Source organism: Aeromonas sp. s5, assembly GCF_040907865.1.
GTDB classification, from domain to species: Bacteria; Pseudomonadota; Gammaproteobacteria; order Enterobacterales; family Aeromonadaceae; genus Aeromonas; species Aeromonas dhakensis.
Map to the genome: position 1 here is coordinate 1 of NZ_JBFOCO010000018.1, position 21,158 is coordinate 21,158.

The following is a 21,158-nucleotide window of genomic DNA, read 5'->3' on the forward strand; positions in this document are numbered from 1 at the left end:
GGGCAAGGTGTATCTGCAAACCGTGCTCGATTGCTACAGCCGCCACGCCTGGGGACGGCTCTACACCAGTAAGCTGCCGGTGACGTCGGTCCATGTACTCAACGAAACGGTGCTGCCGTTCTTCGAAGCCCATGAGGCACGGGTCTATACCATCTTGTCGGACAACGGGCGCGAGTTCTGCGGGCGCCCTGACCATCATCCCTACGAGCTGTTCCTGCAACTGGAGGGGATTGAGCACCGGACCACCAAGGTACGCAGGCCACAGAGCAACGGCTTTATCGAACGGTTGCATCGAACCTTGTTGGATGAACACTTCCGTATCAAAGGGAGGACAACCTGGTATGAGTCGGTGGAGCAGATGCAGACAGACCTGGATAGCTATCTGGAGCACTACAACAACCAGCGACCACATCAGGGCAGGATGATGGAAGGACAAACGCCCTACAGCATGTTCAAGAAGGGTCTGAAATTGATACCGAAGGAAGTGCGCACTAAAGTAGCGTAAACAAGACACCGGTTTGAGGCCGGTGTCAGGTGATAACTAGATCTGTACACTTATATGATCGTGTAGCATAGGACTACGTATGGGGCAGATACTTCATCAATGCAGCAACCACAGCACCAGTAACCCCCACTCCTAGGCTTATGAGGGCTAGCATGGTTCTAAACATCCATTGCTGCTGTTTATTCAATGCTTCATGTAAATCTGATTTAGTAGCAAACTTTTTGTCTAAGCCATCAAATTTGGCATCGAACTTTTTATCCAGGGCATCAAGCTTTGCTTCGAACCTTTGCTCTATAGCCTCAAGTCTGAGCCCAAATGCATCCTGCCGTCCGGCCTGAGTAGTTAGGGAAACTTTGAGGTCACCTATATCATCCGCAACTCGCTCCAGCTTTTGTTTGATCTCAGAAACATCGCGCATGATGTGTTCAACATCAGACTCAAGTTTTGCTACACGCGCTTCCATAGAACCATCTCCACCATCATTGCCAGAGCTATCGTCAAATTTTAACCGACCTTTACGACCAGAGAAAGGAATCAAATTACTCATGAGATTCACCTTGCTCGGATTTAGCCTGCTGTTCTTTCCAATCTAGGAGAATTTCAGCATTGACCAGCATGATATTGCCACAGCGCTTACAGGTAAGTGGAAACGAGACAATATCGTTCCCGAGTACTTCATCACATAACAAAAAAGGCCGTACATATTCCTTAGGCTGTGAAGTTCCCTCACCCATTGTGATGTTAAATAAATCTAGCGCTGTAGACTTTTCCATTAATGGAATATCGAATTCGTTATGATGGCACAGTGTACACGCAGCTTTAATCCCAACTCCTTTAAAGAATCTGATGATATCATCTTGTGTAACCTCTCTGTAGCATGAAGGTAATTTGCTCATTTCCCCCCCTTGAGTGCAGATATAATCTCAGACACCTTATTATTCTTTACTGCAGCCTCAACTATTGAGTTAGCATTATCATTACGATATAACCGTACTGGGTTATCAGCAAACTGCGTAACGATACTGTCAAGCAACTTTTCACTCATATCACTATGAATATCCTTAGCCTCATCTTTATAACCGTGATAAGTCATAGCAATTGCGACTTTGTACGCATAATCCTCGCGTAGCTGGCTAATATGACTATATTGTTTCGCAGAGAACCAAGCCCCCCAAATTAATGGTAACGTTACTACCGCCCTTGAAATAACTTCAGCTGTAGATTTAAGCCCAGGATCCGGAGCAAATGCAAATTGCACAAACATTAAACCTATTTTTGTTAAAAACCCCAAACATATAAAGAAAACTACAATCCAAAACCACATAGGAATAGCAAGCGCTTTACGTCTATCCTCAAAAGCTGCGGCCATACCCTTTTTACTTGTTTTCTGCAAGAGCCCATCAACAATTTCAAGTTTTGTTTTAGCATCTAAAGTCAAACTCTCAACTTTTTCTTCATTTACTTTTACTAGTTCATCAATGTTTTTGAAACTTACTTCATACGTGTTAGATAGTGAATCTAGCTTCTCCATAATATCTTGAACGGCTTTATCCTTTTCACTATATAGACGCATTAATTCAAGTCTGCTCTCATTATATTTTTTTGAAATATTACCTAACTCAGACTTCAACAAAGAACGAGCGCTATCTATCTCAACATCTATTTTTTTATTGTTTTCAATCCTTAAGAAATAAAAATCAGAATCCCTCCTCTCTATATCTATTTGGATTTTTAAATTAATAACCTCACTAAAGAAAGCAGATGCTTTACGATCAATGATATTAACACTATCATTTATTAAAGGATTTTTATTGCTTGTATCGATTACTGACAGCTTATATAGTTCGTCTATATCAATCATAAGTGAGAACAGGTTGGATATTATTTTTATTGACAACCCTCCATATCGACACAACAGAAATTCGATCGTAGATGCTAAAAGCTCAAGATATTTATGTATTAGCATCGCATATTGCTCAGACAAAAGCAGTCGCCCCATATTAGGAAGACTATTTTTACTAAATCGACGTAAATCAGAATCAAGAATGCGAAACTGTTCAGATATTTCCTTTATATAATTATTATCAATAGATGTTTCAACTTCGTTGTTCGACAATGCCCGGTGATTATCAGACATTTTAAGCTGTACGATAGACAATAAATTGAGTAAATATTTAACTTGTATTTCAGGATTCATATTCCTTCAATCCTCAAAATAAACACAGGGCGCATTAGCGCCCTGTTTGTCTTTTTCTGAATATTCTGTGCTCTACCATCACGCCGATGATCTGGATGTGCTGCCGGTCGGAGTGCATGGTGGGGTAATCATCGTTGAGGGGGACCAGTTCAAACACCTCTTGCCCGTTCTCATCGATGCCGCGGGGCCGGTACTTTTTGAATGTGGCCTCGTTGCTTCCGTTCTTGGCCACAACGTAGTCCCCAGGTTGCGGCGCTTCGTCGGGGTCAACGATGATCAAATCCCCTTCTTTGAACTGCGGCAACATGGAATCACCACGTAGCCAGAGGCCAAAGCCACAGGACCCAATATCGACACTGGCCGTCACATACTCAACATTGCCATCGAAGGTAGTGGCCTGCTCGCACATCTCGCGCCAGTTGCCCGCTTGGACATAACTTAGAATCGGGATCCGTTTGCCCGGCAGCATTACTGCCGGTTCGACGTTGTGATAACCAGGAATAGGCTGTTCTTCAGCGAGCGCAGGTGTATCCCCACTCCCTGTCAAAAGCCAGTCAACAGTTACCCCCAGCGCTTCGGCCAAATCGTTCAGATAACGGCCTTTAGGCTGGTTCAGGCCAGATTCCCACTTGCTGATTGAAACGCGGGTAATCCCGATTCTCTTAGCAAGTTCATCTTGGCTCATTTTCTGCGCGCGTCTGCGTGCAGATATCCGGTCATTGATAGTTTCCATAAACCTAAGTTACCACCCCGTGCCGTAACTAAAGCAACGAAACCTCTTGATTTAAAATCGACCCTTAAGTTACATTCACCTCACCACGACACTTATGGAACGGAAAGAGAGGTGAGTAATGCAAAAATCTGAAGTGATAGAGCACTTCGGCACGGTAACAGCAACCGCGAAAGCACTGGGAATTTCACATGTAGCTGTCAGCAAGTGGGCTGAAAAAATCCCGAAGGGCCGAGCCTACCAAATCGAAGTACTGACTGGCGGCAAATTGAAAGCCGAACAGACTCAAACTGCGCAAGGAAGCGCGTAACTTAAGCAACAGGAGGCACTCATGATCATAGCCCCTATCCACATAGACACCCCGGTTTGCACGGTCGAGAGCTTCTCCGAACGGACCGGTTTGACCCAGCGCACGATCGAGAACTACGTGCGTGCCGGGCGCATTCCCATCATGCCCAAACAAGGCCGCGCGGAAAAAGTGCTGATCAACTTAGTGCTCTACACCCAGCAGGCCATGAATCAGCCGGGCCTGGTACCTGCACCGGCACCGGTGCGTCGTCCCAGAGTGTCGCGCAAGCAGAGGGATGAAAGCCATGTTTGAGCAAACTTGCAGCAAACATCATCACTTTGACTCTGCATGCTCGCGCTTTGCCGCCAGCCATTCTTTGGCCGAAGTGGCCCGCGCTGCAGGTATCGGTGAGCAGGTACTGCGCAACAAGCTAAACCCGGCGCAACCGCACCAACTCACCGCCCGGGAACTGGTGGCTATTTATCACGCCACCGAGGGGGACGAGACGCTGTTCGACGGCCTGTTGTTGGAGTGCGGCCTCACTGCAGTGGCTATTCCCAAGGCAGATCGAGCCCCTTCCCTGCCCCACCAGGCCATCGACCTGAACGCCAAGATCGCCAGCATTGGCCAGCGAGCGCTGGAGCTGACAGATCGGGGCCGGATCACCCGCTCGGAGCGCAACACCCTGGTGAGCGTGGCCACCTCTGCCATGGGGTCACTCGCCATCCTGATCCACGACATTGAGGCCCGCTTTCAAGCGGTGCCGACCCTGGCCTGTGCGTCAGACATTCTGATGCAAACCATGACCATGTAAGGGGGAACCCATGCAAACCCAACGCATTGACCATCAACAACGCAATCTGGCTGGCCTGACGCCAGAAGAACAGGTGGCCATGAACACCGCCGGCTGCATGTTGCTACGCGAGATGTTTGGCAAAAAGCGCTCGAGCCTCGACACCGACTGGCTGGCACTCGGCCAAGCCAAGAAAGCCGCCATCTGTGCCATCGCCCGCCAGCCTCGGGGCGAACTGATGAGCGCCACTCTGTCGGCATTGCCGCATACGCAGCGCGAGGCAATCCGCCTTGCCGTGATTGCACTGGAGTACCAAAGCGAATTTCGCGGCGGCTGTGACACCAAGGTGTGGCACCCGGCTCCGGTCACCAGATCTATCAGGGATATCGAGAGGGAGAAAAAAGAGAGAGCAGCAAAGCTGCGTATGAAACGCGCGGTGCTGGCAGCAAGCCAGATGACCGGGCAAGGCCCACGTCCTATTGGGCAATAAAAAAGCCCGCATTACGGAGCTGCAACTCCAAGCGGGCCTTATCAACAACGTATGAGGAAGTCGACATGGCAACTTTAGCGATCCCCTGCGCCCTGCGCAACCTTCGCATCCAACAACGCAAGCTGACGGGCCGCTATGGCGCCCGTCTTAGCCAACACCCGGACGGGGTTGCGCTTATGGAGCGGTCAACCGCACTGGCTTGGGCTTCTCTGTTCAGCCGCATCAACCCCTGCACCACTCAACAAGGAGCCTGACCATGAACGCACAACCAACCCAAATCAACCTGCTCAACCACCATGCCGCCAAGCGCCTGCGCCAGTTGCGCGAGCAGTTGAAGCTGAGCCGCCCCAAGTTTGCCGACCAGCTCGGCATTCCGCCCACCACGCTCAAGAACTACGAGCTGGGATACCGCGAGATCGGGGGAGGCCTGTTCCTGCTGATCGCCAACCACCCTGAGCTGAAACGCCATGCCGATTGGCTGCTGACCGGCATCGCCACGCCGGAGGTGCAGGCATGAGCAAGATCTTCCATCCCGTATCCGAGCAGGAGGCGCTGGCCGAGTTGCCGCGCCTGCGCCAGCGGCTCACCGCCAAAGCACGACACGCTCACCAATATCGAGGCACAGAGGGTAAATCCCTGATGGCCCAGGCAAAGCGTGCCCTGCGCTGGCACCAGCTGTTTGTCAGCATTAACCGGAGGGCCTGCCAATGAGTGACATCATCAAGATTGCCCGCCAGGCGCCCAAGGTGGTCGAGGGACTGCTGGCCGATATGTTCGCCGCCAATGCCGAAGATAACCGCATCGCCCTGGGTGGGGTTTACTCCGGCCAGCAGTACATCCAGCTGCAACTGGTTGCGACCAGCAACCCGGCTGATCTGCTTGATGATGACGGCGACGAAGACGATGAAGAGGCGGTATCACTCCCCGCTCACAACCCGCTGACCACCCACTGGCTGGCTGCTCGCGCCGAGTTTATCGCCGCCGGCGGTGAGGCCAAAGGCAATCGGGATATCCCCCGGGAGCTGCTGGCGCTCGGTGCGGTGCGCTCTGTCTACTGGCTGGCACTGGGTCAGGGCGCAACCGCGCTGGCCAAAGAGATCGGCGAGTGGTGGCAAGAGTGCGCGCCACTGCATGGGCAAGGTGAGGTGATCAAGTGACCCATCATCTGCAGCAGGAACTGACCAGCCAGATGTATCGCTGGCAAGAGACCTATCGGGAAGACGCAGCGCGGCTGCGTCTTTATCAACGGGAGCTGGCCCATGCGCGCCAGCTACCTGTCCGCCCCCACGTCAGCATCAAGCTATTGCTTCGCCAGTGTGCGGCCGCCCGTCGAATGAAAACCCATGCCCAGCAGCGCATCAGTGGATGCCTGTTTCGCATCAAGACGTTATCCGCTTAACGAATGACAAAGTTCACCACCCGGCTGCCGCTGTCGAGAAAAGCACAGCTGGAGCGTATCAACACCCTTTGCAACTCTCTGCCCGGCGTCAACTTTGACGCCGTTTTCGGCGGCCAACGCGGCCAATACGATCTGCTGTGGGCTATCCAGTTGCTCGATGGCCTCTCCCCCGAGTTAACCCGCGACCTGTTCAAGCAGTACGCGCGGCGCCGCAAGGATTGCAGCTTCACCCATTGCCGGGCGGCCAATATCTGGCTGCGTGAGCGCACCCGCTGGGTGCGCCAGCTGCTCCACTCCATCCCGGTCAACCCGAGGGAAATGCGCGATGAAGATGGCCGCAAGAAGGTGGCCCACCAGTTCGCCAACCAGACCGCAGCCATTTACAAGCACATCGAACAGGACATCAAAGAGGGCGCCGAGCCGGATCTGCTACAGACCTGGGAACTTATGCGCCAGCCGGCCGATCAGTGGGGCTTTATCGGCAAGATGCCCAAGTTCAAATCCGACGAGGTGCGGGATAACTGGATCCTGAGCGTGCTGGTGCGCCTGCTCTCTGCCAAGTGGTGGGAGAAGCGCGTCAACCGCTGCTGGGATCGGCTGCAGGAGCAAATCAACATTCTGCTCGGCAAGGTGCGCAAAGGCGTGTCGGCTTATGTATCGAACGCCACCATGAAGGTGGTGCGCGAACGCAAACGGGCCATGATGCGCTGGCTGGCCGAGTCGGAAGTGGTCAACGAGCAGTATGACCTGGTCGTGTCGATGAAGGATTGCTGGGAGGCCAGCAACGCCAATCCGGTGAACCGCCGCAACGAAATGATGGTGCGTGCTCGGGGGTTCAATGACTATGCCGAGGAGCAGGGTCATGTGGGGGTCTTCTTCACCTGGACAGCCCCGAGCCGTTTTCATGCCTGGACACAAAAGCACAACGGCAAAGCGGTAGAGAACAAGCGATACCAAGGGGCCACGCCGCGGGAGACCTGCGCCTATCTGGCCAAACTCTGGAGCCGCGCCAGGGCGGCCCTCAAGCGGTGGAACGCGCCCGTTTATGGATTTCGCGTGTGCGAGGCTCACCACGACGGCACCCCGCACTGGCACCTGCTGCTATTTATGCGCCCGGAAGATCGCAACCGGGTGATCGGTATCCTGCAACGCTATGCCCTGACCGATGACCACGACGAGCTGGTACGGGATATCAAGGGCGCCCCACCCTATACCGACTTTACTCCCCGCTTTGACTGGAAAGAGATAGACCCGGCCAAGGGGGATGCCGCGGGCTATATCGCCAAATACATTGCCAAGAACATCGACGGCGCCTACCTGGACGATGACGAAGAGGCCGGCACCGCCGCCGATGAGGGCGCCCTGCATGCCGTGGCCTGGGCCAGTTGGTGGGGCATTCGCACCTTCCAGCAGATCGGGGGCGCCCCGGTCGGGGTATGGCGCGAGCTGCGCCGCATCAGCAACGCCAAGAATAATGCCGAATTGGTTGGCCCACCCAAGCCCGTGCTGCAAGACCCGCGCTTTGAGGCAGCCCGCTTTGCTGCTGATAACGGCATCTTTCGCTGCTATCTGCACGCCATGGGTGGCGCACTGGCGACCCGTGCCGAACACCCCATCAAGCTGGCCCACCTCATCGAAGAGCAGGCCAACAGCTATGGCGAAGACATCAAACGCCTGATGGGCATTACCTCCGCTCGCCTTGGCATCAAAACCCGCCTGCAAGGGTGGGAAATTGTGCCTGCCGGTACCCATGAAGCCAGGAAAGCCGCCGAGGCTGCAGCGAGGGGGGTTGGGGTTAAGACGGGCGACAGCCCGGCACCTTGGAGCTCTGACAATAACTGTACGCTACCGGATCCTGATGCCTTCACAGACCAGATCATGAGGGAACAATGGGGGTTATCGCCCTTCTCCATTGACCGATTACGGGCTGGCGCCAGCGTCAGCACGGACGGCTTCACCCTTTGGCTGGAGAACGGGCAGGTGCAGTCAAGCCGTATGGTCCCATCGGACGATGACGACCCCCTGATAGAATTGGAATGGCTGCGTGCTATGGTCGGGGTACTTGAGCCAGACGAGCAGCCCGACACCGTTAACCCCGATGATGAGCATTGGCCAACTCTGGTAATGGATTGCTATGAAATCTTCAACACTTGCGGATTCGCGGCATGCCATCAGTGGATCGCCGCGCTGCCCAACCCATATCAATGTGAACTCTGGCGAGTACTTGATAAATTAGACTGGGCTGACCGACACGAAGTGGAAAGCCTACTGTTTGACGAACTGATGAGCGAGGTAGCGTGTGACTGATCTTTTTTCCAAGCTGGAAGCCCTGCAGGGCGAATTGCCCGATACATCGCATACCTACAAACCGCTGACAGCACCACAATATGATGCGCTGGAATGCCAGATATATCGGATGGGCCCCCAGATTGACGGCACACCTGCATGGTTGCCGGATTTGATGCTTGAATGGCTGCAACAACAAACACCGCATATCAGAGGAGTGGCTATAGCTATGATGCGCTGGGTCTACCGGCCAGAAGTGTGGGCCTCCCCCTCTACCGCAAGCGATCCCTGGCAGTAAACAAGTCCTCAAGCAGATAAATAAGAGCTCCCCAAACCAGCCGATGCTCCATCAGCTCTCCGCCGATGGTCGCGCCGTGGGCAAGCACCACCTTGTGGATGTCATGATGCCGGTGAACATCGAGCAGTGCGACACCATCCGTTGCGCCAGCACAGGCCGCCCCCTCTGGATAGCACCGGGCAGCCCTACTGATCTCATCAATCCAGGGGCTGCCGAGCGGCTAAACCCAACATACAAACCAACACAGCACCAGTGTCGCATCTGATCACAGATAAATCAGTACCAAGAGGCAATCATTAGTGATCTGCGCCGCAGATCATCATTTCCGAGGATGAGTCCCTTATTCTGGTACAGAATGCCAGATATTTAAGGCCTAATGCTCAAATCAGCTACGCGATACTTGTCAGCTATCTTCGCTGGTTAGCTTTCATAGTTCATACCACCAAGATATGACGGTATCATCATTAGTGATTTAACCTTCTCTTTTTCTTTTTCGGTGAGATGGCGGCATGCAAAAGGATAAACATTGATCAAAAAGGTCTTTAGTTCTTCGAATGCCTCATCTGAATACATATTTCCAGTACGTAACTTATTCATGATTGACATAATCCATTTTATAAATACTGTCGGCATCATTACATCAGCTATATCTTCCCAACCATCAATGAAAGCATTGTTTGTTTTCTTACTAATATACTTTTGAAGTGATCGATCACAACTGCCACGGCACGTCCAAAAAATATATTCAACATACTCTGGTTCTTTTTCGTAGTCAGCACGGGTTCTTTGCCAAAGAGTTATAACCCCCTTATCCTCTTGAGACAGAAGCTCCTTCTCACAGACTTTGCATTTTAAACTAGGCTCATCAGTAAATATTCTTGCAGGTTTTGGGTTTTCTGTTATCCATTCAGACAATGATGTGGGAAAGTATCTTTCTGCAATCTCTAGTCCTCTTGAAGAGTGCACAAGCTCTCTCTCTATTTTTTCTTTATCAAAAACCTGACTTTCAATTCTACCCTTTAAGCCATCGAGTATTCCAGATAACCCTGCACTAGCTAGAGTTGAATAAAATCCGATGAAGCCTTGGCAGCTATTAGCTATTACTCTATCACTAATATTTGCATCATCTGCTGGAGTAACTGAATTACCACTATGAGCTTTATGTTTACAACTTACCAACCAACGAATGATGGTTTCTCCGCCGACTCCAGTCCTTTTTTCCTCAGCAATAATATCAGCCCCCCCATCAGCACCTCTGTCTGGGTCAGATATGATCTTATATCCGAGAAAAGCTAAAAAGTCGCGAGCAAAAAGCTCAAATGTATCTTGCTGACCTGTTGCTTTATGAGCCTCAGGTATTTCTTTGAAATCTAATACTGGCATCTACTTTGATCTCATTAATAAGAGGACGTGAAACCAAGAGACTGGAAACACAATTACGACAAAGCCAATTTATATTCTTTAGCCAACAAGTGTTTACAGTCTCTCTTCTGTATCTTGTTATGTTTTAGAAAATATCGATATATGTATCCGTCGGATTAGGCCAATTAAGTTCAAGAACATTGTATATTCGGCTGACCCAATCATTGTCTTGAGAGGCAGCAATCCCAACATAATTATTACCAGCACACCAAGTTTCTAATCGAAACGCTAAACCAGTAATATTTTGGTTGCCGACTATATCGGATAAGTATGCGATACCTGCATTTGTTACGCGCAATTGGCGGTGCTCAGAATCGTCCTTAGATGCAATAAGGGCGGCGACATTTTGAATCGTAAAATCTAATGAATTGTTTAAATCAATTTGCATATTAAAATCCTTCTATATTGAAATTGGTCAGAAAAAATAACTGCCTGTTAAGGCATGAGCAATGCCAAAGCTCCCGTAAACCACCTTAAACACTAAATGTAACGCATAGTAAAAGTTTCACGCATTGCAAACTTCTCTTAGATATATTGTTATATCTATAATGAAAACACTGCTGTGAAATAAAATGTATTAAAAAAGCAAAAAGTAAAAAATATGCTCTCCACTTTACCTGTCTCTGGGTGCAGTCGATTAGCACCCTCATAGCAAAAAATTTCTTTCTGGGCACCTTTGGCTGCAGTCCAATCAAAGTGCTTTAGGAAGTCTTCGCTCAAATCCTTATCATATTGAGATGCATCATCTTTTAAAAACGTGTGTGGTAAAAGTTGAACACTTCCTTTCCAACGCTCTCCTAACTCATGGTAGAAAATCCCCCTAGCCATGCAGTCTAAGAAACCATATAAACGATTTTGATCGTAAACAAATGATGTTGTCTTAACCTCTAAACCGCTACTATCAATAACAGTTTCCTCTCTTGTGTCTTTATTAACCAACCCCATCAACCCTAAGTTCATAATACCTTGGGAGTGAATTTCATCAAACGCTTTAGCACCACCAACAGGATCATTTTCATATTTCTCGATTATTTCTAAGACCTTTTCGGCTTGTTCTTTTGTTGGTTGCCTTTCGAATGCTCGTTTAACACTTCTTTCAACTGCCCGTAAGCTCGTATTTATCAACTCTTCGAGATGGGGGTGCTCATCTATTTTTATTGATGAGAGCAAGATAGCACGAACATATTCATCCTCTTTTGATTTTTCTTGGTTGTGAAGATCACACGAATCAACAGTTATAAGATCTTGCCTCATTCCTCTAGGAAAAAAACTTTTAGGCGGTACATGTTCAACCCCTGTAACATTACCACCGCAATAATAACACTCCATTTAACCCCCAACTTAAATATAGATGTAACAATTTTTCATGAGGAATTTTTCCATATAGGAACAAACCTTTTCCTATATATCAAATACGCATTTTGATTCATTGAAAATACCGTTGATATATCAAACCCCCTAAGCTAACAGGCTTAGCCCGCGCAGTGGATATGTGGAACCTTTCCTTATTACTCTGAGGTTAAACTCGATAGAGTCCGTCACCTTATATCCCGTCTCCTAGTAAACAAGATAACTACCGCAGAAGATTTCAGCTCTCTGCAAGCTGCTTTATAACCAGATTGAAGAAAAGGTAACCATCAAACACCTAGGCTGCCATTAGGATCGTGGAGATGGCTGATTAGTAGGGTATCAAACGCAGACCATTACAGTCAGCAAAAAAGTATCTATCAGGCTGAATTTCTGTCTCACTTTGTGATGAATGCCAGCCTTGTGGGAAGAACGAAGAGAGGATAGGTAGTAGCGACCGTAACAGAGGAAGGAATCCCCCATGACGGCACCATCGTAAAAGAGCGGAAAAACAACTGGGGGCGCTATTGCGCCCCCAGTCCTTTGAGTATCAACTGCCGCCCCTCTGGCGTCAGTGAGCCCATCAAGCTGAGCACCAACTGGTTAGTAGTCTTGGCCGAGGGGCTTAGGGTATGGGCGAACGACAAGGTGGCCACCCAGCTGTGGCCACATTCTGCATCGGTACACTGGCAATAGAGATCCGAGACATCATCGCTCAGTCGGTTGGTTTTGGTAATGCGGCCCCGCTGGCCACACACTTTGCAATAAACCCGCATTACGCCCCCTTTTCTATCCAAATCAACAGCCTATCTTGCCACATCAAATACTGTTTGTTTATACAGTCGAACCGATATTCTCCCGAAAATCGACCCAGAGGGAGCGAGGGAGTCCCGCGCTGTTGATGGCATCCTGGATAAGCTCACACAGCGGCAGCACCTCGTTTCTGGCATAGGTGGCATCGTACTTCTCGGGATCCCCGAGCCCTCCCCCGCCATTGGTCGGAATGATGCCGGCCAGCGCCGCCGGAAAGCGATGGGATGTCAGCACATCCTGGGCGGTGATCCCCTTGATGGCCGCGAACTCGTCCTTGGTCGCGATATCCCCCACCGGGATCAGCTTGATGCCATCGGGCTTGCCGTCGGGGATGTTGACGAACATGGAGCGGAAGTTCCCCACCCCCTTGCTGCTCGCGATCATCTCCTTCATCTCCTCCTCGGTGTCGTCGTCCATGTTCGGGTCGGTCGCGTAGAAGATGAACCCCATGTGGGCACCATTGAGGAAGTATTTGCGCCGAAACAGGGTGGCGTCCTGGTTGAGCAGGGCCGACTGCAGGCCGCCCAGGTAATCGGGCATACCATAAACCTGCTGTTCGGGATCGTACTGGGCCAGCCAGATCACATCCTCCGGGCGGTAGATCAGGTTTGGCTTGCCCTGCTGCAGGTAGACAAAACAGTCATCCTCGCGCCGGCGCAGGTAGACGCTGGAGAGCGGGTGCAGTCCCACCACCTGGCCAAACCCATTGCGAATTTTAAGCAGGCCCGCATCCCCAAACTGCAGGTAGTTGTGGGCAAAGGCGGTAACCGTGGTGCGCTGGTTGGTAAAACGCCCTGCCACCATGTTGCGGCGCGCCATCAGGATGGCCCCATGGTGGGCATTGGCCCGCACCACCTTGGCCAGCCCCTTGCGCTCGATGGGCGGCTGGTAATACTCGCCATAGGGGTTGTAGAACACCCCGGTGTAATCGGTCATCCAGGCCGTGGGGTCGATGGCCTCCGGCATGCTGAACGCCACCGCGCTCTTTGCTGAGGCGGCCGCTCGGGCTGATTGGGATTTGTGTCGCTTGGTCATGCTGCCTTTCTCTCCTGGCTGGTTGCCCAGGTGGATTTTCGTTTGCGGGTGGTATCGAGGGGCTCGTTGGCCACGGCGTGGGCGATGGCAAAAAAGACGTCGGCGTGACCGGTCACATTGTCCCGGGCGGCCCGAAACGTCATCTGGCCACCGCCGGTGGTGCTGCGCTTGATGGCAAGGAACGCCAGCGGAATATCCCGATCAGAACTGTCCCACTCGATGCGGTTCGCCTCCACCACATCGATCATCTTGAGTACCAGCCGCGACTTGCTCTCGATGCTGTAATTGATGGGGTGGCACACCCCTTTGAACTCCGGTTTCAACAGGTCATAGACCCCTGAGCCAATGCCGGAGACATCGACCCCGAGATAGGTGACCCGGAACTTCTTGGCAATGCGCACGATCTCCTGCGCCTGAAACTGGAAGTTGAGCCCGCGCCAGTAGTGCTTTTCCAGCACCCGGAACCGCTCGCCGGCGACCATGGGCGGGGCAACCACCACCAGGGTGGCGTTGTCGCGGGTGCGGCTCGGGTCGTACCCCATCCACACCTCACTCCGCCCGAACGGGTCAGGCCGCCCGGGCTTGTAGTCCTCCCACCGGCTCGGGTCCACCCCTGCCCGCTCCATATCCTGGAACTTGAACACCGACAGGGCATCATCGATAAAGCGGCACATGTAGAGGCGATCGAACACCTCTTCGGGGTACTCGTCTTTGAGCTCCTCGATGTCGATGAGGTTGCAGCCCAGCCGAATAGCATCCTCAATGGTGATGACGTAACGCCACTGCCGATCGGGGCAGATACGGCCGCCGTCGCGCAGATCATCTTCACCAGGGAAATCGATGGCCACCCGGTTCGGTCGCTGGCCCTTCCAACGATCCCCAGTCCAAAACCGATACGCCTCGTGAACCTTGCTCGATGGCGTGGAAAAGTAGGTCTTGCGCCAGCGGCTCTGGGTAGCCATGGCGCTGGCCACGTCCGACAACTTCTCGAAGTTGGGGATCCAGAAATACTCGTCGATGTAGACGTTGCCGGAACGGGACTGGGCGCTGTTGGAGTTGGTGGAGCAGAAGTGCAGCTCGGCCCCGTTCGACAGCACGATGGGGTTGCCGGTCAAGGTGACGCCGAGGAAGGTCTGGGCAATCTTGCAGATGTAGGAGCGGAATACCTCCGCCTGGGCCCGGGTGGCGGACAAGAAGATCTGGTTGCCGCCGGTCAGCACAGCATCCTCCAGCGCCTCGCCGGCGAAGTAGTAGGTCATGCCGATCTGGCGAGATTTGAGGATGTTGCGGGTACGCGGCAGTGCCGGGTCGTTCTTGGCCTCCCGACAGCGCAGCTGATAGCCAAACAGGGTACCCAGCCATTCGGCAAAGTCATCGGCTGTCAGGTGGCTGACTTCGTTCTTGGCCTTCTTGCCGCCCTTGGTTTTGCGGCCGCCCCCATCCTGACCACCTCTGCCACGCCGAGGCGTCTCGGCTGCAGGCTCATCGCCATGCTCGCGCCGGCCGGCCAGCGCCTGCTGGCGCTCGGCCCATTTGATGGCCTTCTCTTTGAGACTGACATGGTGGCCAATAAGCCGATCCAGCTCGTCCAGCTCGGCGCTGGTTTTCTTCTCTCGCCCGAGCAACGACTGCACCCGGCGGGCGATGGCATCCTCTACCGCCTCTTCGGTCAGCAAGTCGCGCCAGCCGAGCTTTTCGGCCCAGTAGTAGATGATGCGACAGGAGTTGAGCCCCAGTTCATCCTTGATCTCCTGGGGTGTCCATCGTTTAAGGTAGAGTCCCTTTGCTGCCTTGCGGATCTCTTCGGGATACGCCACAGCGCCTCCATCAGGTGAATGATGGCGCCATCATAGCCAGCCCCCTTCCCCCTCTTATCCCACTGATGTTCTGAGCAATTCGGATATCCCGCAGGATCCGAATTCAGCAGAACACAACCGGATGAATCACCCTTGCCGACCCGATAGCCTGACTCCGCATCAATTGGGAGCAGGCATGAACGAATCAACCTTGAGAACTGGCTGGGTCTGTATCGCCACCGAAGGCAAAGCGGTGGACGGGCGGGATATTACCCGCGACTGGCTCACCGACATGGCCGAGACCTACGACCCAACCTATTACACCGCCGTCATCTGGCCGGAGCACGATCGCTGGTCCAGCTATGGCACCGTGCAGGCGCTCAAGACCGAAGAGGTCGATGGCAAATACAAGCTGTACGCCATCCTTTGCCCGAACCGCGATCTCATCTACTGGAACCAGAGCGGCCAGTATCAGTTCTGCTCCATTGAGCCGTTCGAGCAGTTCGCCGATCTGGGGCGCACCTACCTGATTGGTCTGGGCGTCACCGACCAGCCAGCCAGCACCGGGACCACCCATCTCAAGTTCAGCAAGAGCAACAAGGGCCAGGTCATCGGTACCAGCGAACCGCTGGATCTCTCCATGTTCAAACTGCCCAAGCATGAGAAGCCAGACAGCCTGCTCTCCAAGCTGTTCAACCTGCTCTCCAGCCATGGCGAGCAGGCACCTACCACTCCCCCCAGCCAACCCGAGGATGAGGAAATGAAACCAGAACAGTTCGATCAGATGCTGGGGGCCCTCACTGGCCTTGGCACCAAGATCGATGCCTTCAGCGCCAAGCTGGAAGCCAAGCCGACCACCGAGGAAACAACCCCGCCGGTCACCGATCCCACCAAGGTGGAGGATAAACCCGGCATCACCGCCGAGCAGTTCACCAAGCTGGAACAGACCCTGACCGGCCTGACCGACAAGGTCGGCGAGCTGCAGGGCAAGATCGAACAGTTTTCCGCTGAAGTACCGGGCCAGCGCCCGGGCGCGCTTGGCGGTGACGATACCCCCACCGTTTACTAAGGAGCGGCCGTGAGTCAGTCCCTCACCGTCCAGGCCCGTCAGCGCCTGGAGCAATACAGCAATGCCCTGGCCAAGTCCTACGGCATTCCCGTCAACGCGCTGGCCAAGCAGTTCAGCGTCATTTCTGGCCCGGTCGAAACCGGCTTGCGCTCAGCGCTGCTGGCGTCCGTCGAGTTCCTTGGCCTCATCACCTGTCTGGACGTGGATCAGATCAAGGGCCAGGTGGTGCAAGTCGGCATCGGCAAGCTGTTCACTGGCCGCAAGAAGGATGGCCGCTTTAACGGCAAGATCGGCGTCGCCGGCAACACCTACGAGCTGACCGAGACCGATTCCTGCGCCTCCCTCGACTGGGCCACCCTGTGCGTCTGGGCCAACGCCGGCAGCGAGGGCGAGTTCATCCGCCTGGTCGGTGAGTTCATCAACCGGGTATTTGCCCTCGACATGCTGCGGGTCGGTTGGAACGGCGTGAAAGCCGCTGAGAGCACCGATCCGGAGAAGAACCCGCTCGGTGAAGACGTCAACAAAGGCTGGCACCAACTGGCCCGAGAATGGAACGAAGGCAGCCAGATCATCAAGGCCGAGGCCGGTAAGAAGATCCACTTCGACCCGGATGGCAAAGGTGATTACAAGACTCTGGATGAGATGGCCTCCGACCTTATCAACACCACCATCGATCCACTGTTCCGCCAGGACCCGCGTCTGGTGGTGCTGGTCGGTACCGATCTGGTGGCCGCAGCCCAAGCCAAGCTTTACAGCGAAGCCACCAAGCCGAGCGAGCAGATCGCCGCCCAGAAGCTGGCCGAGTCCATCGCCGGGCGCCGCGCCTACATCCCACCGTTCTTCCCGGGCAAACGGATGGTGGTCACCACCCTGGACAACCTGCACATCTACACCCAGCGCGGCACCCGCAACCGCAAGGCCGACGATAACCAGGACAAGAAGTGCTTCGATAACCAGTACTGGCGGATGGAAGGCTATGCCATCGGCGAGTACCTGGCCTATGGCGGCTTTGAAGAGGCCGACATCGAGATCGGCGCCGCGCCGGCAGCACCCGAGGCCTAATCCATGAGCTCACCCGGTCAACGCCACAAACAGCGCGTCCAAGCCATGCAGGGGGCTGCGCAAACCGCCAGCTCAGGCATGGCCACCGGCGCGGTGGCGGACAGCCTGCACCTGCAGATGATTGCCCTAGAACAGGACATCGTGCGTCTGCGCAAGCTGGCCCGCATTGGGGACCGGGTGAACATGAAACGCGACGAGCTGATGCCCAAATACCGCCCCTATGTGGAGCGCTATCTGGCCGCCGTCAGTGAGTCCGGCCAGCCCTACCAGAACGAGCTGTTTCAGCGCCTCATCATCTGGGCCTTCGATGTCGGGGATTTCGATGCTGGCATTGCCTGGGCGGATCTCGCCATCGCCCAGGGCCAACGTACCCCGAACAACATCAAGCGCGACTGGGCCCACTTTGTGGCCGACACCGTGCTGGAGTGGGCCGAGAAGCAAGCGGCCGAGGGGCATGCCGTCGAGCCCTGGTTCTCCCGGGTGTTCGACAAGGTGCGCAATGATTGGCGCCTCAACGAACGGCTGACCGCCAAGTGGTTCAAGGCGGCCGGTTGCTTGCTACTGCGTGACCACGACGGCCAACCTCGCCCCAGCGCCGTGGGGGACAGCGCCACCCTGGAGCAAGCCGACCACTGGCTGGCCCAGGCCGACAAGCTGCACAGCAAGGTGGGCGTCGGCACCTTGCGCCAAAAGATTGCCATGCGCCTGCGGGCGCTCAATCCGGAGCAATAAGACTCTCCGCGCCGTCGCACCCCGGCGGGGAGGATAGGCCAGCCGCAAGGCCCGCGCCGAATCCTGCGATCCGTGGCTACAGGGGAGCCCTTTTTTCAGACGAGGTCAGTGATGTTTGCAGGCAAGGACATTGATTACAGCGCTGCCACCATCCGCAATGACGGATTTTGGCCGGATGTGGCCGTGGCCGACTTTGAGCGCCGCCGCGCCCTGCCTGCTGACCTCGACCAACAGACCACCGGCGCCGCGCTTTTAGCGGCCATCTCGGAAATCAACCTGCAGCTCGCCAGCCACCGGGTCGCGCTGCTGGCCAAGGGCTACGCCAGTGCCGCTGCCGTACCCGGTCCGAGCCTGGAAGGCGGCACCAATGCGCTGACCGAGCAGTACCTGGCCGCCGTGTTTGCCCGTGCCAAGGCGGCCATCTTGCCGGAGTTCGCCAGCGTCACCGAGCGGCCGGCCGCCAACAATCAGGTGGAACGGGCGCCAGAGCAGCGCGCCCAACTGCTGGCCGAAAGTCAGCAGCTGGTGCGCAGCATCAAGGGCAAACACCGGGCGGGAGTGTCACTGATATGAGCGAAGCCATCAATGAGCAGCAAGCCCAGGGCTATTTCCTGCACGCGCTCCACGCCGAGATCCAGCGGGTACTGCCGGCCAAATGCCACAAGTTGCTGGATAGCTGGATGGAAAACGGCGCCATCCGGCTGGAATCCAAGAACATGGGGCCCACCGGGGTGGATGTGGCCTGGCTCACCTATCAGGCGGTGTACACCATCGAGCAACTGCCCTTTCGCGAACTGGATCCGGCCATCGTGCTGGCCACGGTCGCCGCCTGGGTGCAGGAAAATGATCCGTTTCGCGGGCAGTTCGGCCTGGACGACCCCGAATACGCCGTCACCCCGAATGATGAGCGGACGGCCGATCTCGAGATCCAGCTCGCCTTTACCGAGCCGCTGCGCCTCATCGAGCACCCGAGCGGCCCCATCCACTGGAGCGGCAAACGCTGGAACGTGGCCCCCTATGAAATCTGGGTGGCAGAGCACATCGAGATGAACGTCGGTGACACCGGCCATCATCAGGTAGGTGGCCAGTCATGATCACCATCACCCTGGACACCCGTCGCAGCCAGGACCAGCTCAACCTGCTGGCCCTGCCGGCCAAGAAACGTAAGCGCCTGGTGTGGCGGGCCGCCAACGAGATGAAAAAGCTGGCGGCCCGCCATGTGCGCCAGCAGCAAGACCCGAACGGCCAGCCCTGGGCCCCGCGCAAGCGCGGCAAACGCAAGATGCTGCGCGGCCTGCCCAAGTTGCTGCAGATCCGCGAGCCCCGCCAGGACGTGGCCGAGCTCGGGTTCACCAAGGGCACCATGAGCGCCCATGCAGGGGTGATCGCCAACACCCACCAGAAGGGGCACACCTACAAGATGACGGCCGCCAGCCGGCGCCGCATCGCCCCCAGTGAAGGCAGCAAGCAGAAACAGGCCACCAAGGCCCAGGCGCGCAAGCTGCGCGAGCTCGGGTTCAAGCGCCCGGGCCAGCGCAAACGCTCATACCGGTCGGCCTCGCTCGGCTGGATCACCAGCAACCTCAACTACGCCCAGGCGGGCCTGCTCATCAAGAAGCTCAAGGCTGAGCCGGTGAAAGAGAGCTGGGAAATAGCGCTGCCTGCTCGCCCCTTTCTGGGAGCCAATGCCAAGCAACGGGAGCAGGCCTTTGCCCGCGCCCTGCAGAGCATCAACTACGGCTGGGACGTCAACAAGCAAGACCTCAAGAGGAAATAAGCCATGTGGCCTTATGTACAGATCAACAATTTGAACCAGATGCAGGGGCCAGTGACCGAGGTCGAACGCCACCTGCTGTTCGTCGGCAGCGCCGCCAGCAACACCGGCAAGCTGCTCTCCCTCAACACCCAGTCAGACTTTGATCAGCTGCTCGGCGCCGCTGACAGCGAGCTGAAAGCCAACCTGCAAGCCGCCATGGCCAACGCCGGCCAGAACTGGACGGCGGCCGCCTTCGTGCTGCCCACCGATATGGACTGGAAAGAGGCGGTGCGTGATGCCCAGAAAACCCAATCCTTTGAGGGGGTCGTGGTACTGGGGCAGGAGTGGGACCAGGCCAGCATCAATGCCGCCCACGCCCTCAATCAGGAGCTGATCGCCAAGTGGGGGCGCTGGCAGTTCATGCTGCTGGCGGTACCGGGCATTGCGAAGGAGCAAGACTGGTCCACCTATGAGACCGAGCTGGCCACCCTGCAGGAGGGCATCAAGGCGGAATCCGTCTCGCTGATCCCGCAGCTGTTTGCAAACCTCGTCGGCGCCTACGCCGGCCGCCTGTGCAACCGCTCGGTCAGTGTGGCAGACAGCCCCTGCCGGGTGAAAACCGGCGCCGTGGTGGTCCTGGGCAACAAGCCGAAGGACAAGGATGGGGTCGAGCTGCCGCTGGCCACCCTGCAGACCCTGGAGCAGAACCGTTACTCGGTGCCGATGTGGTACCCGGACTATGACGGCACCTACTGGGCCGACGGCCGCACCCTAGACGCCGAGGGCGGCGACTACCAGGTGATCGAAAACCTGCGGGTCGCCTACAAGGTATCGCGCCGGCTGCGGATCCGGGCCATCGCTCGCCTGGGCGATCGCTCGTTCAACTCCACCCCGGGCAGCACGGCCGCCGCCATCATGTACTTCGGCAAAGACCTGCGCGAGATGGCCAAGGCCATCACCATCGGCGGCCAGCCGTTCCCGGGCGATATCACCTCCCCCAAGGATGGCGACATCAACATCCAGTGGACCGACAAAAACCACGTCTCCATCTACGTGGTGATCCGCACCGTGGACTGCCCCAAGGGGATCACCGTCAACATCATGCTCGACTTGAGCCTCAACAACGGGGAGGGCTAATC

Annotated in this window: 28 protein-coding genes and 1 pseudogene; 19 read left to right on the forward strand and 10 right to left on the reverse strand. The window is 55.1% G+C overall.

Going from position 1 to position 21,158, the window contains the following annotated elements; genetic code table 11:
* Positions 1 to 505: pseudogene (locus tag AB5Y94_RS11045) on the forward strand (IS481-like element ISAs19 family transposase); the annotation flags it as partial.
* Between the two features lie 73 nt (positions 506 to 578).
* On the opposite strand, the gene AB5Y94_RS11050 reads toward AB5Y94_RS11045, so the two are convergent.
* Genes AB5Y94_RS11050 through AB5Y94_RS11065 form a run of 4 tightly spaced genes read right to left on the reverse strand, consistent with a single transcriptional unit; the run spans position 579 to position 3,435 of the window.
* Positions 579 to 1,052, reverse strand: a complete 474-nt coding sequence (locus AB5Y94_RS11050; protein WP_279974576.1) for a hypothetical protein — start codon at positions 1,050 to 1,052, stop codon at positions 579 to 581.
* Positions 1,045 to 1,401 (reverse strand): hypothetical protein, encoded by a 357-nt coding sequence (locus AB5Y94_RS11055; protein ID WP_279974578.1) that lies wholly within the window; start codon positions 1,399 to 1,401, stop codon positions 1,045 to 1,047. The genes AB5Y94_RS11050 and AB5Y94_RS11055 overlap by 8 nt, the downstream gene beginning before the upstream one ends.
* Positions 1,398 to 2,702 (reverse strand): hypothetical protein, encoded by a 1,305-nt coding sequence (locus AB5Y94_RS11060; RefSeq protein WP_279974579.1) that lies wholly within the window; start codon positions 2,700 to 2,702, stop codon positions 1,398 to 1,400. The genes AB5Y94_RS11055 and AB5Y94_RS11060 overlap by 4 nt, the downstream gene beginning before the upstream one ends.
* 34 nt (positions 2,703 to 2,736) lie before the next feature.
* Positions 2,737 to 3,435, reverse strand: a complete 699-nt coding sequence (locus AB5Y94_RS11065) for a LexA family transcriptional regulator (RefSeq protein WP_279974581.1) — start codon at positions 3,433 to 3,435, stop codon at positions 2,737 to 2,739.
* Between the two features lie 118 nt (positions 3,436 to 3,553).
* Here AB5Y94_RS11065 and AB5Y94_RS11070 point away from each other — a divergent pair, with 118 nt between their 5' ends.
* The 11 genes from AB5Y94_RS11070 (at position 3,554) to AB5Y94_RS11120 (ending at position 8,987) form a co-directional block, all read left to right on the forward strand.
* Positions 3,554 to 3,742, forward strand: a complete 189-nt coding sequence (locus tag AB5Y94_RS11070; protein WP_041915415.1) for a Cro/CI family transcriptional regulator — start codon at positions 3,554 to 3,556, stop codon at positions 3,740 to 3,742.
* 21 nt (positions 3,743 to 3,763) lie between these two features.
* A complete protein-coding gene (locus tag AB5Y94_RS11075) occupies positions 3,764 to 4,033 on the forward strand; it encodes a regulator (RefSeq protein ID WP_139433681.1) in 270 nt (89 codons plus the stop codon).
* The gene (locus AB5Y94_RS11080) at positions 4,026 to 4,535 is read left to right on the forward strand and encodes a phage regulatory CII family protein (protein WP_021229415.1); all 510 of its coding nucleotides are present in this window, start codon (positions 4,026 to 4,028) and stop codon (positions 4,533 to 4,535) included. The genes AB5Y94_RS11075 and AB5Y94_RS11080 overlap by 8 nt, the downstream gene beginning before the upstream one ends.
* 10 nt (positions 4,536 to 4,545) lie before the next feature.
* A complete protein-coding gene (locus AB5Y94_RS11085) occupies positions 4,546 to 5,004 on the forward strand; it encodes a hypothetical protein (RefSeq protein WP_124928297.1) in 459 nt (152 codons plus the stop codon).
* 65 nt (positions 5,005 to 5,069) lie between these two features.
* Positions 5,070 to 5,258, forward strand: a complete 189-nt coding sequence (locus tag AB5Y94_RS11090; protein WP_041204794.1) for a hypothetical protein — start codon at positions 5,070 to 5,072, stop codon at positions 5,256 to 5,258.
* A gap of 2 nt (positions 5,259 to 5,260) precedes the next feature.
* Positions 5,261 to 5,521 carry a helix-turn-helix transcriptional regulator gene (locus AB5Y94_RS11095; RefSeq protein ID WP_279974589.1) on the forward strand — a complete coding sequence of 87 codons (261 nt, stop codon included), beginning with the start codon at positions 5,261 to 5,263 and terminating at the stop codon, positions 5,519 to 5,521.
* Positions 5,518 to 5,715 (forward strand): hypothetical protein, encoded by a 198-nt coding sequence (locus AB5Y94_RS11100; RefSeq protein ID WP_139433684.1) that lies wholly within the window; start codon positions 5,518 to 5,520, stop codon positions 5,713 to 5,715. The genes AB5Y94_RS11095 and AB5Y94_RS11100 overlap by 4 nt, the downstream gene beginning before the upstream one ends.
* Positions 5,712 to 6,161, forward strand: coding sequence for a hypothetical protein (locus AB5Y94_RS11105; RefSeq protein WP_279974590.1), 450 nt, complete (start codon positions 5,712 to 5,714; stop codon positions 6,159 to 6,161). Before AB5Y94_RS11100 ends, AB5Y94_RS11105 begins: the two co-directional genes overlap by 4 nt.
* Complete coding sequence (locus AB5Y94_RS11110; RefSeq protein WP_279974591.1) at positions 6,158 to 6,403, forward strand: hypothetical protein; 246 nt, start codon at positions 6,158 to 6,160, stop codon at positions 6,401 to 6,403. Before AB5Y94_RS11105 ends, AB5Y94_RS11110 begins: the two co-directional genes overlap by 4 nt.
* Positions 6,404 to 6,406: 3 nt before the next feature.
* The gene (locus AB5Y94_RS11115) at positions 6,407 to 8,710 is read left to right on the forward strand and encodes a replication endonuclease (protein ID WP_368205511.1); all 2,304 of its coding nucleotides are present in this window, start codon (positions 6,407 to 6,409) and stop codon (positions 8,708 to 8,710) included.
* The gene (locus AB5Y94_RS11120) at positions 8,703 to 8,987 is read left to right on the forward strand and encodes a hypothetical protein (protein ID WP_368205512.1); all 285 of its coding nucleotides are present in this window, start codon (positions 8,703 to 8,705) and stop codon (positions 8,985 to 8,987) included. The genes AB5Y94_RS11115 and AB5Y94_RS11120 overlap by 8 nt, the downstream gene beginning before the upstream one ends.
* 420 nt (positions 8,988 to 9,407) lie before the next feature.
* On the opposite strand, the gene AB5Y94_RS11125 is transcribed toward AB5Y94_RS11120, so the two are convergent.
* The 6 genes from AB5Y94_RS11125 to AB5Y94_RS11150 form a co-directional block, all read right to left on the reverse strand.
* The gene (locus AB5Y94_RS11125; RefSeq protein WP_368205513.1) at positions 9,408 to 10,370 is read right to left on the reverse strand and encodes a restriction endonuclease; all 963 of its coding nucleotides are present in this window, start codon (positions 10,368 to 10,370) and stop codon (positions 9,408 to 9,410) included.
* A gap of 124 nt (positions 10,371 to 10,494) precedes the next feature.
* Positions 10,495 to 10,797, reverse strand: a complete 303-nt coding sequence (locus tag AB5Y94_RS11130; protein ID WP_368205514.1) for a hypothetical protein — start codon at positions 10,795 to 10,797, stop codon at positions 10,495 to 10,497.
* A gap of 155 nt (positions 10,798 to 10,952) precedes the next feature.
* Positions 10,953 to 11,738: a hypothetical protein gene (locus tag AB5Y94_RS11135; protein ID WP_368205515.1), complete on the reverse strand. Its 786-nt coding sequence runs from the start codon at positions 11,736 to 11,738 to the stop codon at positions 10,953 to 10,955.
* Positions 11,739 to 12,280: 542 nt separating this feature from the next.
* Positions 12,281 to 12,532, reverse strand: coding sequence for an ogr/Delta-like zinc finger family protein (locus tag AB5Y94_RS11140; protein ID WP_139401308.1), 252 nt, complete (start codon positions 12,530 to 12,532; stop codon positions 12,281 to 12,283).
* 58 nt (positions 12,533 to 12,590) lie between these two features.
* Positions 12,591 to 13,604 (reverse strand): phage portal protein, encoded by a 1,014-nt coding sequence (locus AB5Y94_RS11145; protein WP_368205516.1) that lies wholly within the window; start codon positions 13,602 to 13,604, stop codon positions 12,591 to 12,593.
* On the reverse strand, positions 13,601 to 15,421 hold the full coding sequence (locus AB5Y94_RS11150) for a terminase family protein (protein WP_368205517.1): 1,821 nt from the start codon (positions 15,419 to 15,421) through the stop codon (positions 13,601 to 13,603). Before AB5Y94_RS11150 ends, AB5Y94_RS11145 begins: the two co-directional genes overlap by 4 nt.
* A gap of 175 nt (positions 15,422 to 15,596) precedes the next feature.
* Between AB5Y94_RS11150 and AB5Y94_RS11155 the strand changes: the two genes are divergently transcribed.
* The 7 genes from AB5Y94_RS11155 to AB5Y94_RS11185 all read left to right on the forward strand — a co-directional run bounded on the left by AB5Y94_RS11155 (position 15,597) and on the right by AB5Y94_RS11185 (position 21,156).
* Entirely contained in the window at positions 15,597 to 16,469 is an 873-nt protein-coding gene (locus AB5Y94_RS11155) for a GPO family capsid scaffolding protein (protein WP_279974325.1), read from the forward strand.
* A 9-nt stretch (positions 16,470 to 16,478) separates the two neighbouring features.
* Positions 16,479 to 17,531 carry a phage major capsid protein, P2 family gene (locus tag AB5Y94_RS11160; RefSeq protein ID WP_368205518.1) on the forward strand — a complete coding sequence of 351 codons (1,053 nt, stop codon included), beginning with the start codon at positions 16,479 to 16,481 and terminating at the stop codon, positions 17,529 to 17,531.
* A gap of 3 nt (positions 17,532 to 17,534) precedes the next feature.
* Positions 17,535 to 18,263 carry a terminase endonuclease subunit gene (locus AB5Y94_RS11165; RefSeq protein WP_323901091.1) on the forward strand — a complete coding sequence of 243 codons (729 nt, stop codon included), beginning with the start codon at positions 17,535 to 17,537 and terminating at the stop codon, positions 18,261 to 18,263.
* Between the two features lie 111 nt (positions 18,264 to 18,374).
* A complete protein-coding gene (locus AB5Y94_RS11170; RefSeq protein WP_368205519.1) occupies positions 18,375 to 18,836 on the forward strand; it encodes a head completion/stabilization protein in 462 nt (153 codons plus the stop codon).
* Positions 18,833 to 19,357 (forward strand): phage tail protein, encoded by a 525-nt coding sequence (locus AB5Y94_RS11175; RefSeq protein ID WP_368205520.1) that lies wholly within the window; start codon positions 18,833 to 18,835, stop codon positions 19,355 to 19,357. The genes AB5Y94_RS11170 and AB5Y94_RS11175 overlap by 4 nt, the downstream gene beginning before the upstream one ends.
* Positions 19,354 to 20,040 (forward strand): phage virion morphogenesis protein, encoded by a 687-nt coding sequence (locus AB5Y94_RS11180; RefSeq protein ID WP_368205521.1) that lies wholly within the window; start codon positions 19,354 to 19,356, stop codon positions 20,038 to 20,040. Before AB5Y94_RS11175 ends, AB5Y94_RS11180 begins: the two co-directional genes overlap by 4 nt.
* 3 nt (positions 20,041 to 20,043) lie before the next feature.
* Positions 20,044 to 21,156, forward strand: a complete 1,113-nt coding sequence (locus AB5Y94_RS11185; RefSeq protein ID WP_368205522.1) for a DUF2586 domain-containing protein — start codon at positions 20,044 to 20,046, stop codon at positions 21,154 to 21,156.
* Positions 21,157 to 21,158 lie beyond the last annotated feature (2 nt).

Coding starts and splice junctions, on each gene's coding strand:
- AB5Y94_RS11135 (WP_368205515.1), bottom strand. CDS start 11,738: ATGGAGTGTTATTATTGCGGTGGTAATGTTACAGGGGTTGAACATGTA.
- AB5Y94_RS11115 (WP_368205511.1), top strand. CDS start 6,407: ATGACAAAGTTCACCACCCGGCTGCCGCTGTCGAGAAAAGCACAGCTG.
- AB5Y94_RS11050 (WP_279974576.1), bottom strand. CDS start 1,052: ATGAGTAATTTGATTCCTTTCTCTGGTCGTAAAGGTCGGTTAAAATTT.
- AB5Y94_RS11140 (WP_139401308.1), bottom strand. CDS start 12,532: ATGCGGGTTTATTGCAAAGTGTGTGGCCAGCGGGGCCGCATTACCAAA.
- AB5Y94_RS11075 (WP_139433681.1), top strand. CDS start 3,764: ATGATCATAGCCCCTATCCACATAGACACCCCGGTTTGCACGGTCGAG.
- AB5Y94_RS11070 (WP_041915415.1), top strand. CDS start 3,554: ATGCAAAAATCTGAAGTGATAGAGCACTTCGGCACGGTAACAGCAACC.
- AB5Y94_RS11060 (WP_279974579.1), bottom strand. CDS start 2,702: ATGAATCCTGAAATACAAGTTAAATATTTACTCAATTTATTGTCTATC.
- AB5Y94_RS11100 (WP_139433684.1), top strand. CDS start 5,518: ATGAGCAAGATCTTCCATCCCGTATCCGAGCAGGAGGCGCTGGCCGAG.
- AB5Y94_RS11080 (WP_021229415.1), top strand. CDS start 4,026: ATGTTTGAGCAAACTTGCAGCAAACATCATCACTTTGACTCTGCATGC.
- AB5Y94_RS11155 (WP_279974325.1), top strand. CDS start 15,597: ATGAACGAATCAACCTTGAGAACTGGCTGGGTCTGTATCGCCACCGAA.
- AB5Y94_RS11105 (WP_279974590.1), top strand. CDS start 5,712: ATGAGTGACATCATCAAGATTGCCCGCCAGGCGCCCAAGGTGGTCGAG.
- AB5Y94_RS11145 (WP_368205516.1), bottom strand. CDS start 13,604: ATGACCAAGCGACACAAATCCCAATCAGCCCGAGCGGCCGCCTCAGCA.
- AB5Y94_RS11175 (WP_368205520.1), top strand. CDS start 18,833: ATGAGCGAAGCCATCAATGAGCAGCAAGCCCAGGGCTATTTCCTGCAC.
- AB5Y94_RS11180 (WP_368205521.1), top strand. CDS start 19,354: ATGATCACCATCACCCTGGACACCCGTCGCAGCCAGGACCAGCTCAAC.
- AB5Y94_RS11055 (WP_279974578.1), bottom strand. CDS start 1,401: ATGAGCAAATTACCTTCATGCTACAGAGAGGTTACACAAGATGATATC.
- AB5Y94_RS11065 (WP_279974581.1), bottom strand. CDS start 3,435: ATGGAAACTATCAATGACCGGATATCTGCACGCAGACGCGCGCAGAAA.
- AB5Y94_RS11090 (WP_041204794.1), top strand. CDS start 5,070: ATGGCAACTTTAGCGATCCCCTGCGCCCTGCGCAACCTTCGCATCCAA.
- AB5Y94_RS11130 (WP_368205514.1), bottom strand. CDS start 10,797: ATGCAAATTGATTTAAACAATTCATTAGATTTTACGATTCAAAATGTC.
- AB5Y94_RS11165 (WP_323901091.1), top strand. CDS start 17,535: ATGAGCTCACCCGGTCAACGCCACAAACAGCGCGTCCAAGCCATGCAG.
- AB5Y94_RS11085 (WP_124928297.1), top strand. CDS start 4,546: ATGCAAACCCAACGCATTGACCATCAACAACGCAATCTGGCTGGCCTG.
- AB5Y94_RS11170 (WP_368205519.1), top strand. CDS start 18,375: ATGTTTGCAGGCAAGGACATTGATTACAGCGCTGCCACCATCCGCAAT.
- AB5Y94_RS11185 (WP_368205522.1), top strand. CDS start 20,044: ATGTGGCCTTATGTACAGATCAACAATTTGAACCAGATGCAGGGGCCA.
- AB5Y94_RS11095 (WP_279974589.1), top strand. CDS start 5,261: ATGAACGCACAACCAACCCAAATCAACCTGCTCAACCACCATGCCGCC.
- AB5Y94_RS11125 (WP_368205513.1), bottom strand. CDS start 10,370: ATGCCAGTATTAGATTTCAAAGAAATACCTGAGGCTCATAAAGCAACA.